17 protein-coding genes and 1 tRNA gene are annotated in these 17,970 nt (G+C 66.3%); 14 read left to right on the forward strand and 4 right to left on the reverse strand.

The genetic code is table 11. The annotated features are described in order from the left end of the window. Positions 1–100: 100 nt before the first annotated feature. Genes trxA through ACYQ4T_RS20005 form a run of 4 tightly spaced genes read left to right on the forward strand, consistent with a single transcriptional unit; the run spans position 101 to position 2,354 of the window. Positions 101–1,039, forward strand: coding sequence for a thioredoxin (gene trxA / locus ACYQ4T_RS19990; protein WP_459857909.1), 939 nt, complete (start codon positions 101–103; stop codon positions 1,037–1,039). 16 nt (positions 1,040–1,055) lie between these two features. Beyond that, complete coding sequence (locus ACYQ4T_RS19995) at positions 1,056–1,766, forward strand: LON peptidase substrate-binding domain-containing protein (RefSeq protein WP_459857911.1); 711 nt, start codon at positions 1,056–1,058, stop codon at positions 1,764–1,766. A gap of 10 nt (positions 1,767–1,776) precedes the next feature. Beyond that, positions 1,777–1,977: a Trm112 family protein gene (locus tag ACYQ4T_RS20000; RefSeq protein WP_395021648.1), complete on the forward strand. Its 201-nt coding sequence runs from the start codon at positions 1,777–1,779 to the stop codon at positions 1,975–1,977. Then, positions 1,974–2,354, forward strand: a complete 381-nt coding sequence (locus ACYQ4T_RS20005) for a gamma-butyrobetaine hydroxylase family protein (RefSeq protein ID WP_459857914.1) — start codon at positions 1,974–1,976, stop codon at positions 2,352–2,354. The genes ACYQ4T_RS20000 and ACYQ4T_RS20005 overlap by 4 nt, the downstream gene beginning before the upstream one ends. 84 nt (positions 2,355–2,438) lie before the next feature. On the opposite strand, the gene ACYQ4T_RS20010 is transcribed toward ACYQ4T_RS20005, so the two are convergent. Beyond that, on the reverse strand, positions 2,439–3,731 hold the full coding sequence (locus ACYQ4T_RS20010; RefSeq protein ID WP_459857916.1) for a UbiH/UbiF/VisC/COQ6 family ubiquinone biosynthesis hydroxylase: 1,293 nt from the start codon (positions 3,729–3,731) through the stop codon (positions 2,439–2,441). 53 nt (positions 3,732–3,784) lie between these two features. On the opposite strand from ACYQ4T_RS20010, the gene ACYQ4T_RS20015 reads away from it, so the two are divergent. Further along, complete coding sequence (locus tag ACYQ4T_RS20015) at positions 3,785–4,570, forward strand: class I SAM-dependent methyltransferase (RefSeq protein WP_459857918.1); 786 nt, start codon at positions 3,785–3,787, stop codon at positions 4,568–4,570. A gap of 89 nt (positions 4,571–4,659) precedes the next feature. Here ACYQ4T_RS20015 and ACYQ4T_RS20020 read toward each other — a convergent pair whose 3' ends face one another. Further along, positions 4,660–6,096, reverse strand: coding sequence for a DUF4139 domain-containing protein (locus ACYQ4T_RS20020; RefSeq protein ID WP_459857920.1), 1,437 nt, complete (start codon positions 6,094–6,096; stop codon positions 4,660–4,662). 130 nt (positions 6,097–6,226) lie between these two features. Continuing rightward, positions 6,227–7,897: an adenylate/guanylate cyclase domain-containing protein gene (locus ACYQ4T_RS20025; RefSeq protein ID WP_459857922.1), complete on the reverse strand. Its 1,671-nt coding sequence runs from the start codon at positions 7,895–7,897 to the stop codon at positions 6,227–6,229. A gap of 105 nt (positions 7,898–8,002) precedes the next feature. On the opposite strand from ACYQ4T_RS20025, the gene ACYQ4T_RS20030 reads away from it, so the two are divergent. Both ACYQ4T_RS20030 and ACYQ4T_RS20035 read left to right on the forward strand, forming a co-directional pair. Continuing rightward, complete coding sequence (locus ACYQ4T_RS20030; RefSeq protein WP_459857924.1) at positions 8,003–8,275, forward strand: DUF1289 domain-containing protein; 273 nt, start codon at positions 8,003–8,005, stop codon at positions 8,273–8,275. Beyond that, positions 8,272–9,195: a DMT family transporter gene (locus ACYQ4T_RS20035; RefSeq protein ID WP_459857926.1), complete on the forward strand. Its 924-nt coding sequence runs from the start codon at positions 8,272–8,274 to the stop codon at positions 9,193–9,195. The genes ACYQ4T_RS20030 and ACYQ4T_RS20035 overlap by 4 nt, the downstream gene beginning before the upstream one ends. Here ACYQ4T_RS20035 and carA read toward each other — a convergent pair whose 3' ends face one another. Then, complete coding sequence (gene carA, locus ACYQ4T_RS20040) at positions 9,196–10,368, reverse strand: glutamine-hydrolyzing carbamoyl-phosphate synthase small subunit (RefSeq protein WP_459857928.1); 1,173 nt, start codon at positions 10,366–10,368, stop codon at positions 9,196–9,198. It abuts the gene before it with no gap. A 175-nt stretch (positions 10,369–10,543) separates the two neighbouring features. Between carA and ACYQ4T_RS20045 the strand changes: the two genes are divergently transcribed. The 7 genes from ACYQ4T_RS20045 (at position 10,544) to ACYQ4T_RS20075 (ending at position 17,970) form a co-directional block, all read left to right on the forward strand. Beyond that, complete coding sequence (locus ACYQ4T_RS20045) at positions 10,544–10,993, forward strand: GatB/YqeY domain-containing protein (protein WP_459857930.1); 450 nt, start codon at positions 10,544–10,546, stop codon at positions 10,991–10,993. A 147-nt stretch (positions 10,994–11,140) separates the two neighbouring features. Then, entirely contained in the window at positions 11,141–13,075 is a 1,935-nt protein-coding gene (gene dnaG / locus ACYQ4T_RS20050) for a DNA primase (protein WP_459857932.1), read from the forward strand. A 666-nt stretch (positions 13,076–13,741) separates the two neighbouring features. Beyond that, positions 13,742–15,718, forward strand: coding sequence for an RNA polymerase sigma factor RpoD (gene rpoD / locus ACYQ4T_RS20055; RefSeq protein ID WP_459857934.1), 1,977 nt, complete (start codon positions 13,742–13,744; stop codon positions 15,716–15,718). A gap of 20 nt (positions 15,719–15,738) precedes the next feature. Continuing rightward, on the forward strand, positions 15,739–16,359 hold the full coding sequence (locus ACYQ4T_RS20060; RefSeq protein WP_459857936.1) for an NADPH-dependent FMN reductase: 621 nt from the start codon (positions 15,739–15,741) through the stop codon (positions 16,357–16,359). Between the two features lie 49 nt (positions 16,360–16,408). Then, positions 16,409–16,484, forward strand: a tRNA-Ile gene (locus ACYQ4T_RS20065). Positions 16,485–16,547: 63 nt separating this feature from the next. Further along, entirely contained in the window at positions 16,548–16,877 is a 330-nt protein-coding gene (locus ACYQ4T_RS20070; protein WP_459857938.1) for a low affinity iron permease family protein, read from the forward strand. A 79-nt stretch (positions 16,878–16,956) separates the two neighbouring features. Further along, positions 16,957–17,970, forward strand: a complete 1,014-nt coding sequence (locus ACYQ4T_RS20075; RefSeq protein WP_459857940.1) for an SIS domain-containing protein — start codon at positions 16,957–16,959, stop codon at positions 17,968–17,970.

Here is a 17,970-nt window from a genome sequence, read left to right on the forward strand (position 1 = left end):
ACGCGGATATGACGAGCGAATTTTCCTTGATAATCCGAGGCTTGATCGGAAAGCCGGGACGCGCCATCTATAGGGCCAATTGCGCAATCGGAGCATGACTATGGACCAATTGATCGGCGGCGCGCCCGGGGCCGGCCCGGCCGGCGCGAATGCCGCGGACCTCATCAAGGACAGCGACCAGAACAAGTTTGCCCAGGACGTGCTCGACGCCTCGATGCAGGTGCCGGTGATCGTCGATTTCTGGGCGACCTGGTGCGGACCCTGCAAGACGCTCGGGCCCCTGATCGAGAAGGTGGTGAAGGAAGCCAAGGGCGCCGTGCGTCTGGTGAAGATCGACGTCGATCACAACCAGGCTCTCGCCGGCCAGCTCCGCATCCAGTCGATCCCGGCGGTCTATGCCTTCTTCCAGGGCCGCCCGATTGACGGCTTCGTCGGCGCGCAGCCGGAAGGCCAGCTCCGCCAGTTCGTGCAGCGCCTCGCCAAGATGGGCGCCGCCGGCCAGGGCCCCTCGCCGATCGACGAGGCGCTGGAACAGGCCGAGGCCGCCTTCGCGGAAGGGGATTACGGCGCCGCCAGCGCGATCTTCGGCCAGGTACTCGACCATGAGAGCGACAACGCCAAGGCGATCGCCGGCCTGGTTAAATGCGCGATCGCGACCGGCGATCTCGCCGGCGCCAAGGAGATGCTGGCCGGCGTCACGCCGGAGATATTGAAGAATCCCGCGGTCGCTTCCGCCGCCAGCCAGCTCGAGCTGGCCGAGGCGGGCCAGAAGGCCGCCGGCCAGACCCAGCAGCTGCAGGCCCGCATCGACGCCAACCCGAAGGATTTCGAGGCGCGCTACGATCTCGCGGTCGCGCAATTCGCCACCGGCGAGCGCGAGGCCGCGATCGACCAGCTGCTGGAGATCTTCAAGGCCAACCGCGCCTGGAACGAGGAAGCGGCCAGGAAGCAGCTGGTGAAGTTCTTCGAGGCGATGGGACCGACCGATCCGATGACCCTGGCCGGCCGCCGGAAGCTCTCCTCGCTGATGTTCTCCTAACGAAGGGCGATATCCCATGGGCTCGGACCAGCCGGAGGCGGGGAAGTCGCGTTCGAGCTTCGAGCCCGGCTTCGCCGATCTGCCGCGCCGCATGGCGATCTTCCCGCTGACCGGCGCGCTGCTGGTGCCGGGCGGGCGGATGCCGCTCAACATCTTCGAGCCGCGCTACCTGGCGATGACGCGCCATGCCCTGGCCCAGCCCGATCGCCTCATCGGCATGGTGCAGCCGAAGCAGCGCGGCATCGAGCGCAAGACCGATCCCGACTTCCAGCCGGAGGTGGAGCAGGTGGGTTGCGCCGGCCGCATCATTTCTTTCGAAGAGACCGATGACGGCCGTTACCAGATCACGCTCTCCGGCCTGGTCCGTTTCAAGATCCGCCACGAGCTGCCGCGCGACGCCGGCGGCTTCCGCCTGGTCGAGCCGGATTTCGCGCCCTTCGCCGGCGACATCACCCAGGGCGACTACACGCTGGCCGGCCGCGCGCGCTTCATCGCCACCTTGAAGGGCTATTTCGAAACCCGCAGCGCCACGGTCGATTGGAAGGCGATCGACGCCATGGCCGACCGCCAGCTGGTGATCTCGCTGGCCATGCTCTGCCCGTTCTCGCCGGACGAGAAACAGGCCTTGCTCGAATGCCGCGACCTGGTGCAATTGGGCGAGATGCTGCTGGCCTTGTTCGAGCTCGCGGTGCGCGGCCGCACCGACGACCAGCGGCCTTTCCATTGAGGGCATGACCATGTCCGACCCCGTCGCCGTCGACCCCAAGCTGCTCGAGATCCTGGTCTGCCCGCTGACCAAGGGCCCGCTGATCTATGACGCGAAGAAGCAGGAGCTGTTCAGCAAGCAGGCCGGTCTCGCCTACCCGATCCGCGACGGCATCCCGATCATGCTGGCCGACGAGGCGCGGCCGCTGACCGACGACGAGATGCGCGCGTGACCTTCGAGGTTCCGAAGGTCCGCCAGGTCTGGCCGCTCGAGATCCGGCTGAAGAGCCAGGAGAAGGCGCTGGAGATCGACTTCGACGACGGCTCGAAGTTCCGCTTCCCGGCCGAGCTGCTCCGGGTCGAAAGCCCTTCAGCCGAAGTGCAAGGCCACGGGCCGGGCCAGAAGACCCTGGTCACCGGCCGCCGCCATGTCGGCATCATGGCGGTCGAGCCGGTCGGCAACTACGCGATCCGGATCAAGTTCGATGACCTGCACGACACCGGCATCTACACCTGGCGCTATCTCTACGGCCTCGGCAAGCATGCCGACGAGCTCTTCGCCGCCTATCTGCGCGCCCTGGAAGAGCGGGGGCTGAGTAGAGAACCTTAACCTGAGACCGTCACCCGCGGGCTTGACCCGCGGGTCTTTCACCGACGGCACGAGATGCGCGGGTCAAGCCCGCGCATGACGGAGTCAGAGCGGCAACCCGCGCACCAGCCGCGGCAGGTCGCCGACCACGCCCATGGCGTGTTTCATCGCCATGCGCTTCAGCGGCTTGGCGAGATTGAAGGCGAAGAAGCCGAGGTCGCGCGCGAGCCGCACCGGCGGCAGGTCGTTGGAGAAGAGCCGCACCAGCCCGTCGGTGAATCCGGTCAGCAGCAGGTTGTCGAACCGCCGCCAGCGCGCATAGTTCTCCAGCACCGCGAGGCTGCCGAGATCGAGGCCCAGGCGATGGCCGTCGACCAGCGCTTCCGCCAGGGCCGCGACGTCGCGGACGCCGAGGTTGAAGCCCTGGCCCGCCACCGGATGAATCGCATGCGCCGCATCGCCGACCAGCACGGCGCCGTCCTTGGCATAGGCATCCGCCAGCAACAGCCGCATCGGGTAGGAGAAGCGCGGGCCGATCGGGGTCAGCTTGCCCAAGGTGGTGCCGAAGCGGCGTTCGATCTCCGATGCCAGGCTCGCGTCATCGAGGCTCAGGAGCCAGGGCACGATCCGCGGGTCCTCGGTCCAGACGATCGACGAACGATGCGTTCCGTCTTCTGCATCGGTCATGGGCAGCATGGCGAAGGGCCCGGCGGGCAGGAAGTTCTCATGCGCGACGCCGCGATGGTCGCGCTCATGCGCGACGGTGCAGACGATGGCGGTCTGGTTGTAGCCGAATTCCTTGAAGCCGATTCCGGCAAAGCGCCGCACGCTCGACCCGCGACCGTCGGCGGCGACGACCAGCCGCGCGCGGATCTCGCTGCCGTCCTGCAGATGCAAGGTGGCGCCGCCGCTCTCGAACTGCACCTCGGCGACGCGGGCCGGCGCGATATGCGTCAGGTTCGGCGTCTCGGCGAGGCGTTTCAGCAACCCGCGGCGGATCGCGCGATTCTCGACGATCCAGCCGAACGGCGGCTGCGCCCCGGCCGCGACCGCGCCCGCCGGCAAGTCGCGATGGCTGTAATGGACGAAGAACGGGCTTTCATGCGCTGCACCCGCGAGGCTCGAGCGCCAGCCGCCGTCGGAGGCACGGATCTCGCGAATGGGGGAGGCGTCCGCCTCGAGATACTGCCAGGCGCCGATTCCCGCCAGCACCTGCTGCGAGCCATAGGCAATGGCCGAGGAGCGCCCGTCGAAGGTCGCTTCGGTCATTGCCGGCAGCGGCTCGGCCTCGATCAAGGTGGTTTGAATCCCCGCGCCCGCCGTGGCCGCAGCCAAGGTCATGCCGACCAGGCCGCCGCCGACGATCGCGATTTCCGGGGAGGAGCTCCTGCGCATCATGCCAGGCACCTTGCCCGGCTTGCATTTCGCCTGTCCAGAAGCAAAATGGACGCATGACTGTAGGGTTGAGCTTCAAGACCGACTGGAATCACGCGGCCGGCGACTATGCCAAGCACCGCGCCGGCTTCCCCGACTGGTTCTTCGACCGCATCGAGGCGGCCGGGCTGTTCCGGCCCGGCATGCGCGTGCTCGATCTCGCGACCGGCACCGGCACGCTCGCGCGCGGTTTCGCCCGGCGTGGCGGCATCGTCACCGGCCTCGACATCGCGCCGGAGATGATGGCGCAGGCCAAGGCGCTCGACGCCGAGGCCGGCGTCTCGGTGGATTATGTGCAGGCGAAGGCCGAGACCACCGGCCAGCCGGCGGCGCATTTCGATCTGATCAGCGCCGGCACCTGCTGGTTCTGGTTCGACGGCGATCTCGCCGCGGCGGAAGCCCGGCGGATCCTGAAGCCCGGCGGGCATCTCCTGATCGCGATGCTGGCCTGGCTGCCTTTGGCGGGCAACGTCGTCGCCGCCACCGAGCGGCTGATCGAGAAGCACAACCCGGCCTGGACTCTCGGCAACTACCACGCCGGCGGCGTGCGCTACATGCGCGATCTCGCCAATGCCGGTTTCGGCAACCGCGAAAGCTTCTCGGTCGACTACGACATCCCCTACAGCCACGAAGCCTGGCGCGGCCGGATCCGCGCTTCGGCCGGCGTCAGCGCCGCCAGCTTGAGTCCGGAAAAGGTCGCCGCCTTCGATGCCGAGCACGCGGCGATGCTGTCCCGCGATTTTCCCGCCGACCCGATGCTGGTGCCGCACCGGGTGGTGGCAAGTTGGGGGCGCAAGCCGTAGATGGAGACCGTCATCCGCGGGCTTGACCCGCGGATCTTTGGCCGACGGCGCAAGATGCCCGGGTCAAGCCCGGGCATGACGCTCCTGGATTAGAACTCCATCCGCACCCGATAGGTCAGCTTGGTGCTGCCGTTGGCGGGCACCTCGACCAGCCAGCCCGCGGTATGGGCGTCGAGCTTCTTGTGCTCCTGGCTTTCCTTGATCATCTTCCAGTCGCCCGGCATCTGCTCGCGCAGGTCTACGGTGATCTTCTCGGCCTTGGCGTTCTTGATCTCGACCTCGTACTCGTTCTCATAGACCCGGTCGCTGATCTGCTCGAAGTCGGTCTGCTTGGCGCGGGCGGTGATGTCGAAGGCCTGGCCGAGGGTCAGGTTAACGTCCTCGTTCTTCGGCGTGTGGTCGATCGAATCCTCGCCGACGAAGACCGCATCGCCCTGGCTGTCCGCCTTGTAGACCCGCACGATGCCCTTGGGCAGCGGCACGCCGACATGCGACTGCTCGTCGTTGACGAATTTCAGCTTCACCGTCGCGTTCACCCGATCCGCCTCGCCGAAGCTGGTCGAATAGCGGCCCCAGACATTGGCGGCATCGGTGATCAGGTACTGCTTGGTGACCGGCACGCCGGCGGCCGCCATCAGCGCCACCTGCTTGGTCTGGTTCTGCTGGATGGTGACCGGCGTGTCGAGGCGATAGAGGTGATACTCGAAGGCCTGCTCCTGCACCATCTTCGGCGCGGCCATCGCCGTCTCGGCCATCATCGGCGCCGGCACCATGTCCCGCCGCAGCATGTCCTGCACCTGGTTCACCTGGCCGGCGACCAGCTGCAGCTTGGCGTCCTTGTAGGTGACGCCGCTCTGGTTGGTGAGCGTGACGAGACCGTTCAGGTCGATGGTCTTCTCATCGGCCGACAGCGAGGCGACATAGTCCGCCTGCCAGGCGAGCCCGCGCGAGAGATAGGAGAGCGCAACGGTGGTCGGCCCGGCCTTGTCGGCGATCGCCTTGGTGACCAGGGTGGGCCGCGCCCGCAGGTTCGCCGGCACGCTGCTGAACACCAGGCGGCCGGGCACCGCGGTCTCGATCCGGTCGCCGATCTGCAGCACCACCATGCCTTCGGCGACCGAGAGCACCTTGGCGTCCTCGGAGGTATCGGCACCGGTGGTCGGGTTGGTGCGGATCACGCGGATCGTGCTGCCGACCGACTTCTCCAGCAGCTTCTGCGGCGTCAGCAGATCGAAATCGAAATTCTGCTCGATGACCTGGAAGCCGCCGCCCTGGGCGGTGAGCAACGCGGTCTCCGGCCGGATCCCGGCCGAGACATCGACGAAGGCGAGTTCGTTCAGGCCGGACTTCAAGTCCACCTTGCGCTGGTCGCGGATCAGCGCCAGGTCGGAGTTGTAGATGGTGACCGCGATGCCGGCTTGTGCATCGGTGCCGACCGAGACCTCGTCGGCAAGCGCTGGCCCGGTGGTGGTGAGTGCAGCCGCAACCAGAGCGGCGCGGGCCAGAGTCGATTTCGTCGGGATCATTTTGCCTCCGAATTACCCAAAAGGGTTTCCCCGTGATGACGCAGGGTTATGACGGTGCCGACCGATCTCGGCAAGACTATGGCGAGGGATGGGCGGCGGCAAGGCGGCCGATGGTGCGGGCCGTCACGGATCAAAGCTCCAGTGTGGCCGCGTTCTTGATCGCGCAGACGTGAAGCGTGGCGCTGCGCCCGCGGAGCTCGATTTCATGTGCCCGGCCGATCTCGCCCGACAGCTTCGCCGCCTCCAGCAAGGCCTGCGAAACCACCAGCTGGCAATTCAGCTCCTTGGTCGCGGTCTCCAGCCGGCTCGCGGTGTTCACCGTGTCGCCGACCGCGGTCAGGCTCTGAATGTTGCCGAAGCCCATCTCGCCGACGATCGCCGGGCCGTAGTGGATGCCGATGCCGATCCGCAGCGGGGCTTTAAGCTCCTCGCCGAAGCCCGCGTTCATCTCGGCGAGGTTGATCGACATGCGCCGGGCGGCGTCGAGCGCCTGCATCGCGGCATTGCCGCCCTTGCCGTCGACGCCGAACAGGGCCATGACGCCGTCGCCGATGAACTTGTCGAGATGCCCGCCCGCGGCGATCACCGCCTCGCCCATGGCCCGGAAATAGCGGTTCAACAGGAAGACCACGTCATAGGGCAGGCGCTGCTCGGAGAACTGGGTAAAGCCGCGGATATCGGCGAACAGCACCGCGATCTCGCGCTCCTTGCCGGAATGGAAATCGTTGCGCGCCTGGGCCTGGCTCGGGCCTGCCGTCGAGGTCAGCAGCGGCGCCACCTTCACATAGCCCTGCGGCTTGGCCTGGCAGGCGAGGCGGGTGCCGGGCGCGGCGCCGACCCGCGCCAGCACCTTCAGTTCCTCGATGCTGGGCGGCGGCATCGTGGCGTCGCCGGCGAGGATCCGCACCCGGCAGGTCGAGCAGCGGCCGCGCCCGCCGCAGACCGCGGCATGCGGGATGTTGCCGATGCGGCTCGCCTCCAGGATCGTGCTGCCCGGCTGGATGTTCACCACGCGGCCATCCGGATAGGCGACGCGGATCGCGCGATGCCGGATCAGCCAGTCGCGGGTGTAGCGCGTGGCCAGCACGCCGACCACGATCACGCCGTAGCCGATCAGCGAAATGTTGAGCCAGAAATAGAGCGCCTCGACCGCCTCGCGCCCGGGTAGGTTGCGACGCGCTGCCATGTCCTGGAACCAGCCCGGCTGCTTGGCCAGCGCCAGCACTTCGCGCGCCGCCTGGGAGAAGCCGAGCAGGGCCAGGAGGGGGATCAGCAGCGCCGCCGTATAGAGCGCGACCCGCGCCTTCGGATACCAGGGCTTCAGCCGCAGCCAGAAGGCGAGGCCGATGCAGCCGTGGATCCAGGTGACCAGCACCGCCGCGGTCTGCACCGCGACCAGGACCGGATTGGCGGCGAGCGCCAGCACCGTCTCCTCATAGGCATCGTCGAGGCCGAAGGCGTAATGTGCAACCGCGGTGCCGAGGAAATGCAGGGTGAGCAGCGGCGGGATCGAGAGGCCGAGGATCAGCTGCGCGCCTTCCGCGACCGGCATCCTGAGGCTGTGCCGGTTGTAGAGCGCGCGCATGCCGAGCGCGAAATGCGTGACCAGCGACAGCAGGAACAGGATCTCGACCGGCGGGAAGCGCCAGAAGGCGAGAAACGGGATCCGTCCCCAATCCATCGCCTCCAGCGAAATGAGGCCGAGCGCGTGGTTGAGGTTGTGGGTCAGCACATAGAAGAACAGGATGAGGCCGGTCGCCAGCCGCACACGTCCCAGGAGTAGCGTCGAATTGGCCGGCAAGCGGCGCTCCCGATTTGGCAACATCCCCCCTTGGGATAACAGCCGGCGCCATGATAAGAGCCTCGGGCATGAAATACGACCAAAACCACACGGGCCGTAACGGTAATGGCTGAGGAATCGCCGAAGCCGCTGCTCAGGGATTTCGCCGCCGAGCGCCAGGCCGAGCGCCAGCGGCGCCGCGCCGAGCGCCGGATGATGCTGGCGAGCGGCCCGGCCTCGCCCTGCGTCAGCGTCTGCCAGATGGACCCGATGACCGGCTATTGCGTCGGCTGCCTGCGGACCCTCGACGAGATCCGCGACTGGATCATCTCGACCCCCGACGAGCGCAACAAGATCCTGGCCGAGCTTCCCGGGCGGAAAGAACGGTCCGGCTTGTGAGCCCTTCGAGCGCGCGCCACCGCACCGGCTTCCTGCTGCTGGTCAGCATCACGCTGTTCTGGGGCATCAACTGGCCGGCGATGAAGCTCTCGGTCAACGAGGTGCCGGTCTGGGCCTTCCGCACCATCTGCCTGCTGGTCGGCGGCATCGGCCTGCTGGCGATCTGCCGCGCCTTCGGCTACAGCCTCTATGTGCCGCGCGAAGAGCGGCGGCCGCTGCTTATCGCAGCCCTCGGCAATATCACCTGCTGGCACATCTTCTCGGCGCTCGGCGTCCATCACATGGCGCCGGGTCGCGCTTCCATCCTCGCCTTCACCATGCCGCTCTGGGCCGCGGTGATCGCGGCACTCTGGACCCGGGAACGGCTGACCGGCTTGACCGTCGCGGCATTGGCGATCGGCGCCGCGGGCCTCGCCGTGCTGGTGGTGCCGGACTGGGCCAACATCGTCTCGCGCCCGGCGGGACCGGTCTTCATGATCCTCGCCGCGATCTCCTGGGCGGCGGGCACGGTGGCGCTGAAGCGCTATCGTTTCACCATCCCGACGGCGGCCTTGGCCGGCTGGCAGATGCTGCTCGGCGGCATCCCGATCTTCGTCGGCGCCGCGCTGTTCGACCGCGGCTTCGATCCCGGCAGCGTCAGCACGACCGCCTGGATTGCGGTAGCCTACGCCGCCGTCATCCCGATGATCTACTGCCACTGGGCCTGGTTCCGCGTGGTCTCGCTCTACCCGGCTTCGGTCGCGGCGATCGGCACCCTGGCGATTCCGGTGGTCGGCGTCATCTCCAGCGCCTGGTTCATCGGCGAGCGCATCGGCTGGTCGGAGATCGCGGCGCTTGCCTTGGTGCTGGCGGCGCTTACTTTGGTGCTGGTCGTGCCCGCGCTGAAGAACCGCGCGGCGCCAGTGCCGGAACCCGAATAGCTACCGTTTGCGCGCCTCGATCTTCTCGACGAAGCGTTGGAAGAGATAGTGGCTGTCCTGCGGCCCCGGTGACGCTTCCGGGTGATACTGCACCGAGAAGATCGGCTTGCCGCTGACCTCGATGCCTTCGTTGGTGCCGTCGAACAGCGAGACATGGGTGACGTTGACGTTTTTCGGCAGGCTTTCCGCCATCACCTCGAAGCCGTGGTTCTGGCTGGTGATCTCGACCTTGCCGGTGGCGAGGTCCTTCACCGGATGGTTGGCGCCGCGATGGCCGCGCGCCATCTTCCGCGTCTTGCCGCCGAGCGCCAAGGCCAGCATCTGGTGGCCGAGGCAGATGCCGAAGATCGGCAGCTCCTTCTTCATCAGCGCCTGGATCACCGGCACCGCATAGGTGCCGGTCGCCGCCGGATCGCCGGGGCCGTTGGAGAGGAACACGCCGTCCGGCTTGTGCTGCAGCACGTCGTCGGCACTCGCGGTCGCCGGCACCACGGTCACGTCGAAGCCCGCGCTGGCGAGGCAGCGCAGGATGTTGCGCTTGGCGCCATAGTCGATGGCGACCACCTTCAGCTTCGGTTCGGCCTGCTTGCCGTAGCCGCTGCCGAGCTGCCACAGCGTCTCGTCCCAGTGATAGGTCTGGCGGCAGGTGACGTCCTTGGCGAGGTCCATCCCGTCGAGACCGGGCCAGGCCTTGGCTTCCTTGACCAGCGCGGGAATATCGAACACGCCGTCCTTGGCATGCGCGATCACGCCGTTCGGCGCGCCGCCGTCGCGGATCCGCTTGGTGAGCGCCCTTGTGTCGACCCCGGCGATGGCGGGGAGCCGGTGTGATTTCAGCCAGGCGTCGAAATGCTGCGCCGCGCGCCAGTTCGAGGGCTCGGAGATATCGGTCGCCAGCACCGCGCCGCGCGCGGCCGGCGTCACCGTCTCGATGTCTTCCGGGTTGGCGCCGGTATTGCCGATATGCGGGAAGGTGAAGGTGATGATCTGCCCGGCATAGGAAGGATCGGTCATGATCTCCTGGTAGCCGGTCATCGAGGTGTTGAAGCAGACCTCGCCCACCGCCTTGCCCTCGGCGCCCAGGCCTCGGCCCTTGATGACGGTCCCATCGGCCAGCACGAGAACGGCGGTCGGCTTCGGGGTATCGTCGATCGAGGCGGGCGGTTGGCCCATGGCAGTGTCCTTCTAGAGTTGCGAGGTTCTAGGCGCTGCGGCTTCGAGCGTCAAGCCGTCGCTCCGGAAGAATCGGCCGGTAAATCAATGGCTTGTATGCGGCCGGCGCAATTGTCAGACGGGCGCGAATCCTTTAGGTTCAACCCTTTCCCGCACCCATAAGGTTAAGATCGCCATGCTGCGCGAGCGTTTCAACGAGGATCTGAAAACGGCGATGAAATCGCGTGACCAGGCGTCGGTTTCGACCCTGCGCATGATCCAGTCCACCCTGAAGGACCGCGACATCGCCGCGCGCCCGGCGGCCCAGATCGACGAGGCCGCGATCATCGACATGCTGCAGAAGATGGTGCGCCAGCGCCAGGAATCGATCGAGCTCTACAAGCAGGGCGGCCGCCAGGAACTGGTCGACAAGGAGCAGGCCGAGATCGACCTGATCGAGCGCTACATGCCGAAGAAGCTCTCGGAAGCCGAACAGGAAGCCGCCATCGCCAAGGCGATCGCCGATACCGGCGCCGCCAGCATCAAGGACATGGGCAAGGTGATGAACGCGCTGAAAGCGGCTTATGCCGGCCGTATGGATTTCAGCAAGGTCGGCCCGGCGCTGAAGGCCAAGCTCGGCGGCTGATTCTTTCCACAACTCATCCCTGATTTATCCCGCGATTTGTCCCCATTTCGAAAGAAGAAATCGGGGCGCCTCATGGCAATTTAAGTTTGGCTTATCGTCTCTCCCACTCGGCTGTATGGTCCAGATCCGAGATGTTGGGAGACCTGCTTGGCCTTTTCGCCGGCCTTTCTGGATGAGTTGCGCCGCCGCCTGTCGATCTTCGACCTGGTGGGCAAGAAGGTGCGCCTCAACCGCCGCGGCAAGCAGGCGACGGGCTTGTGCCCCTTCCACAACGAGAAGAGCCCGAGCTTCCACGTCTATGACGATGACGAGCCGCATTACCATTGCTTCGGCTGCGGCGCCCATGGCGACGCCATTACCTTCGTCATGCAGACCGACGGGCTCGACTTCCGCGACGCGGTCGAGCGTCTCTCCGCGGAAGCGGGTCTCGAAGTGCCGAAGGACACGCCGCAGGACCGCGAGCGCGAAGAGCGCCGGGCCAGCCTCGGCACGGTCATGGAAGCCTCTTGCGCGTTCTTTCAAGCGCAGCTCGCCGGCAGTCCGGGCGCCGGCTATTTCCAGCGCCGCGGCCTGACGTCCGAAACGATCAATCGCTTTCGCCTCGGTTTCGCGCCGGACAGCCGCGTCGCGTTGAAGAATCACCTGGCCAAGCTGAACATCCCGGAAGCGCTCGCGATCGAAGCCGGCATGCTGATCAAGCCGGAGGATGGCGGCCCGACCTATGACCGCTTCCGCAACCGGGTCATCTTCCCGATCGCCGACACCAAGGGCCGGATCGTCGCCTTTGGGGGAAGGGTGCTCGGCGACGAGAAGCCGAAATATCTCAATTCCCCGGAGACGCCGCTCTTTCACAAAGGCCGCCAGCTCTACAACATGAACTTCGCCCAGAAGGCCGCGCGCGACGTGGGCGAGGTCATCGTCGTCGAAGGCTATATGGATGTCATCGCTCTCGCCCAGGCGGGCTTCCCGCAGGTTGTGGCGCCCTTGGGCACCGCGCTGACCGAGGAGCAGATCGAGGTGCTTTGGCGCCTGGCGCCCGAGCCGATCCTCTGCTTCGACGGCGACGAGGCGGGCCAGAAGGCCGCCGCCAAGGTGGCCGAGCGGGTGCTGCCGATCCTCAAACCCGGCCTCTCCTTGAACTTCATCAACCTCGTCAACGAGGAGAGCGGGGGCAAGGAAGATCCCGACTCATTTCTGAAGAAGCATTCTGCGGGCGAGTTCCGCGCCTATCTCGACGCCCGCAAGACGCCGCTCTCCGGCATCTTGTGGACCATCTTGCGCAAGGAGCGGCTGCTCGACACGCCGGAGCGCCGCGCCGGCTTCCGCGCCGACATCAACCATCTCACCAATCTCATCGCCGAGAAGTCGGTGCGCGAGGAATACCGCGCGCATTTCCAGGGCATGCTGCAGCAGATCTCCGGCGGCGAGGTCGGCGGCGCGCGGATGGCGCCCGGCGCGCGGCGCCAGCGCAGCTTCCGCGATGACGGCATGACCGGCGCCGACGGGCGCAACTACTCCTTCTTCGACTGGCGCTTCCTGCCGCAATTCTACAAGGAGTTCGGCGGCGAGGCCCTGCAGCAGGGCTGGCATTCCGTCCGGCGCCTGCCGGTCGAGGCCTTCCTGATGACGGTCATCCACCACCCGGACCTGCTGCACAAATACATCGAGAACCTGAAGTCGCTGGAGATCGGCGACACCCAGCTGGCCAGGTTCCGCAACCGCCTGGTTCGGATCGCGATCGAGGTTCCGGAGCTCAACGGCACCGCGCTTTGGGGTCAGCTGGTGCAGGAGGGTTTCGGCGAGTTTCTGGAATCGCTCTCCTTCCGCACCCATGCGCTCCGCTTCACCCTGCCGATCGCCGATGAGGCGGCGGCCGAGGCGGGGCTGCTGCATGTCCTCGGGATTCTGCACGAGCACGACCTCCGGGCGGAACGGGACAGCGCCGGCAAGCTCTGGGCCGAGGATCCCACCGAGGACAACTGGCGCCGGTTCGAGACCTTGCGGGACCTGCTGTTGGAGGCGGAAAGCCGCCGCCGCGACCTCGACCCGGTCTTTGAGACGCCGGCCCGGGGCGTTCACTAGACGGCGTTCACCCGGGACGAACCCGGCCGGGCTGTATCATCCCTCCTGCGGCTTTTGCTATCCTGCCCGGCCTCAGCCGAGGCGGCGGGGCCCGGAACCGGCCTTCCGGCAGGCGGGTTAACCATGCCGGATCCGGCGTTGCCGGAATCGAGCCCAGGGGACGGAATTTGTGGGCGAATCTGTGGATAAAGGCCTTGCGGCAGAGGCACTTCGGGCGGGTCAGCTTGACAAGCCGGAGGCCGCCATTATAGACCAGCCGGCCCGTCCGCAGCGCCTTGATTCAGGCGCATTGCAGAACCATCTGAGGGACCTAGGCTCTCCGCCGCCCTCGGCGGTCTGTGGCGCGGACCGGCTGCAGCAAAGGAACCCTTCCGCCGGCCGGCATTTGGCCCGGGCCGTGGAGGGGCTTCTGCACGTGATGGGCGTGCTGCGGGAGCGCGACGAGGTGCGTACAGGGTTCGAAGGAAGCGCCCGCCGGTTGCAGCATCCGCTGCACCTTCTTCGCTTGGATGAGGCGGCGGCGCTCGAACATCAGGGCGCTTCATTGCGACCGAAGCTCGGGATGATCCCATCGGTACGAACAGACGGATTGGCCAGTGCGTGATGCGCGGCTCCCATGGGATGGGTGGGCGCGCGTCCTCAAGATCGAAAGCGAGTGGTGATTAGATGGCAGTGAAACCGCAGGCCAAGCCGGAACCGGTGAAATCCAAGGACGAGGCCCAGGACGGCCCGTTGATGGACGGCCTCACTGCGGCCTTCAAGAAGATGCTCGCCAAGGGCAAGGAGCGCGGCTACGTCACCCTTGACGAGCTCAACGCCAGCCTGCCGCAGGGCCAGACCAACGACCAGATCGAAGACATTCATACCATGTTGAGCGACATGGGCATCAATGTCGTCGAGAACGAGGAAGCGGACGAGGGCGAGGGCGAGGCCCAGCCCGCAGGCGAGGGCGAGCAGGAAGAATCCCGCGCGGTCGGCAACCTGGACGACGCCGATGTCGGCCGCACCGACGACCCGGTCCGCATGTATCTGCGCGAGATGGGCTCGGTCGAGCTGCTGTCCCGCGAAGGCGAAATCGCCATCGCCAAGCGCATCGAGGCCGGCCGCGACATGATGATCGGCGGCATCGGCGAAAGCCCGCTGACCCATAAGTCGATCGTGGAATGGCGCGAGAAGCTCAAGGCCGGCGCCCTGTTGTTGCGCGACATCATCGATCTCGACGCCACCATGGGCGGCAACCTGCCGGAGGGCACGACGCTCGAAGGACCGGGCGCGGGCTTTGCGGAAGAAGAGGAAGAGGCCGAGGAGGCCGAAGAAGGCGCCGAGGGCGAGCCGAAGCCGGAAGGCGAGAGCGCGGAAGAGGGCGAGGAAGCCAATCTCTCGCTGGCCGCCATGGAGCAGACGCTGCTGCCGCAGGTCATGGAGACCTTCGACAAGATCGCGGCGCTCCATAAGAAGCTGGAGAAGGTGCAGATCAAGCGCCTGGAGACGATCCGCGCCGGCGAGGAGCTCAATCCCCGCAGCGAGAAGGCCTACGAGAAGCAGAAGCTCGAGATGGTCGAGCTGATGCGCAGCGTCAAGCTCAACAACTTCCGCATCGAGTTCCTGGTCGAGGAGATGTACGACCTCAACCGGAAACTCATCGGCATGGAAGGCCAGCTGCTGCGCCTGGTGCAGAAGGCCGGCGTGAAGCGCGAGGAATTCCTGCAGCGCTATTACGGTGCGGAGCTCGATCCGAAGTGGCTGGCCAAGGTCGGCCGCCTCAGCTCGAAGGGCTGGAAGAACCTCGCCGCCGACCACAAGGACGAGACCAAGAACATCCGCGGCCAGATCGCCGAGATCGCCGAGCAGGTGAACCTGCCGATCGGCGACTTCCGCCGCATCGTGAACGTGGTCCAGAAGGGCGAGCGCGAAGCCGCGCGCGCCAAGAAGGAGATGGTCGAGGCCAACCTGCGTCTGGTCATCTCGATCGCGAAGAAATACACCAACCGCGGCCTGCAATTCCTCGATCTGATCCAGGAAGGCAATATCGGCCTGATGAAGGCGGTCGATAAGTTCGAATACCGCCGCGGCTACAAGTTCTCGACCTACGCCACCTGGTGGATCCGGCAGGCGATCACCCGCTCGATCGCCGACCAGGCGCGGACCATCCGCATCCCGGTCCACATGATCGAGACCATCAACAAGCTGGTCCGCACCTCGCGCCAGATGCTGCACGAGATCGGCCGCGAGCCGACCCCGGAAGAGCTGGCCGAGAAGCTGCTGATGCCGCTGGAGAAGGTGCGCAAGGTTCTGAAGATCGCCAAGGAGCCTATCTCGCTCGAAACGCCGATCGGCGACGAGGAGGATAGCCACCTCGGCGACTTCATCGAGGACAAGAACGCCGTCTTGCCGCTCGACGCCGCGATCCAGGCCAACCTGCGCGAGACGACGACCCGCGTGCTCGCCTCGCTCACCGCCCGCGAGGAACGCGTGCTCCGCATGCGCTTCGGCATCGGCATGAACACCGACCACACGCTCGAAGAGGTCGGCCAGCAGTTCTCGGTCACCCGCGAGCGTATCCGCCAGATCGAGGCCAAGGCCTTGCGCAAGCTGAAGCACCCGAGCCGGTCGCGGAAGCTGCGGAGCTTCCTCGATACCTGATCCAACCAGAAGCCGGGCTGATGCCCGGCTTCTTGCTTTTTGGGGGCAAGATGCCGGACCGGATCCTCGTCCTCTATGGCTCCTATCGCCGCGATCGCATGGGGATCCGGCTTGCCGACTATGCCGTCGCGCAGCTCCAGGCGCGCGGCAACGATGTCGAGCTGATCGACGCCAAGGCGCTCGATCTCCCAATGCTCGATCGCATGTACAAGGAATACCCTCCCGGCACGGCACCGGCGGCGCTCGAGACTCTGGCTCAGAAGATCAAGAGCGCCGACGCCTTCGTGTTCGTGACCGGCGAATACAATTGGGGTCCGCAGCCGGGCTTGAAGAACCTGACCGACCATTTCCTGGAAGAATGGTTCTGGCGCCCGGCCGGGATCCTCAGCTATTCGGCTGGACGCTTTGCCGGTGCGCGCTCCGCCATGACCTGGCACGGCATCCTCTCCGAGATGGGCATGGTGGTGATCTCCAGCACCATCGGGGTCGGTGGGATCGGCAAATCGCTCGACGAGAACGCGAAGCCGATCGGCGAAGGCGGCGCCGCCCTGGAACGCGCCTTCCCCCGCTTCGCCGACGACCTCGCCTGGTGGACCGAAGCCGCCAAGGCACAGCGCGCGCGGAAAGCGCCGCCGTACTGAGGTGTCTTGGCCAGGAGCCCGGTTATCTGGTATCGCTTCCCAGGGTTCAGGGCCTGTAGTTCAGCGGTTAGAACGCGCCGCTCATAACGGTGTTGTCGTCGGTTCGAATCCGGCCGGGCCCACCACCCTTCGCTTTATCGGCTATGCGCCCTCCGGAACCCCAACGCCCCCCGCGCTGTTGGGCTCCTATGCACTCGAACCCGCTCGCCCGTGCGCTCACCACCTTCGGGGTCTGGACCGCCAGTCCCTGGGCTTTCGCCGTGTTTCTGCTCTACACGGCGTCGTGGCTGGCCTTCGAGCGGGAGACGCTGGACTGGCACGGCATGGCGACCCTCGCCACCTGGCTGATGACCCTCTGCATCCAGCGCGCGGAGCACCGCGACACGCAAGCGATCCACGCCAAGCTCGATGCCCTGATCCGTGCCACCCCCGCCACCCGGGATGACGTCACCCATCTCGACGAGGAGGAGCCGGAAGTCATCGAGAAGCGCCGGGAGCACGACAAGCTGCAGGATTGAAGACCCGGCGCCGAAGCCGGGTGAAAAACCGCCGGCGCTGCGCTAGAACCCTTCCCGAGACACCATGAGGAAGGGTTTGATGCTGAATTTCGATGCGGATCGCTTCGTGAAGATCGAGACCGGCGCCGTCGCCATCGCCGGCGAGGTACGGGCGCTGGTGAAGAAGCTGCTGGGCGAAGGGGTCGACCGGCTCTATTTCATGGGGACCGGCGGCGTGCAGCTTTTGACCCATCCGGCGACCGAGCTTGCCGGGCGCCGCTCGAGGTTTCCGGTCGCCGGCGCCTATCCGGCTGAGGTCGTGATCGATCCGCCGGCGGCGCTCGACAAGAACAGCCTCGTGGTCATCCCCTCGCTTTCCGGCACCACCAAGGAAAGCCTCGCGCTGCTCGGTTTCCTGAAGGCGCGCGGCGTGCGCACGCTCTCGCTCACCGGGCACAAGGATTCGCCGCTGGCCCAGGGCGCCGATCACAACTTCAGCAACTTCGCCGAGGACGACACCTCGTCGGAGATGTTCTACCTGCAGACCCTGCTGATCGTCCTGGCGATCATGGCCGAGCGCGGCGAGTTCAAGGATTACGACGCGACCGCGGCCGAGCTGCGAAATCTTCCCGGTCTGCTGGTCGATGCCAAGGCAGCCTTCGAGGGCAAGGCGGCGACGCTCGCCGCCGAGATCAAGGACGAGCGCTATCACATCTTCACCGGCGCGGGCTCGGTCTGGCCCGAGGCCTATTACTACGGCATGTGCATCCTGGAAGAGATGCAGTGGATCCGTACCCGGCCCGTCCACGCCGCCGACTTCTTCCACGGCACTTTGGAGCTGGTCGAGCCGGGCGTCAGCGTCTTCGTCTTCAAGGGCGAGGATGCCGCACGTCCGCTGGCCGAACGGGTCGAGGCCTTCGCCAAGCGCTTCACCGACAAGGTCCGTGTGCTCGACGCTGCGTCCGTGGCGCTCCCCGGCGTCTCGGCCGAGACCCGCGCCCTGATCTCGCCGGTCATCCTGGCGACCCTGCTGGAGCGCCTCAGCGCGCATCTCGAAGTCCTGCGCAACCATCCGCTGACCACGCGCCGCTACTACAAAAAGGTCGAATACTGA

Source organism: Dongia sp. agr-C8 (assembly GCF_054658695.1).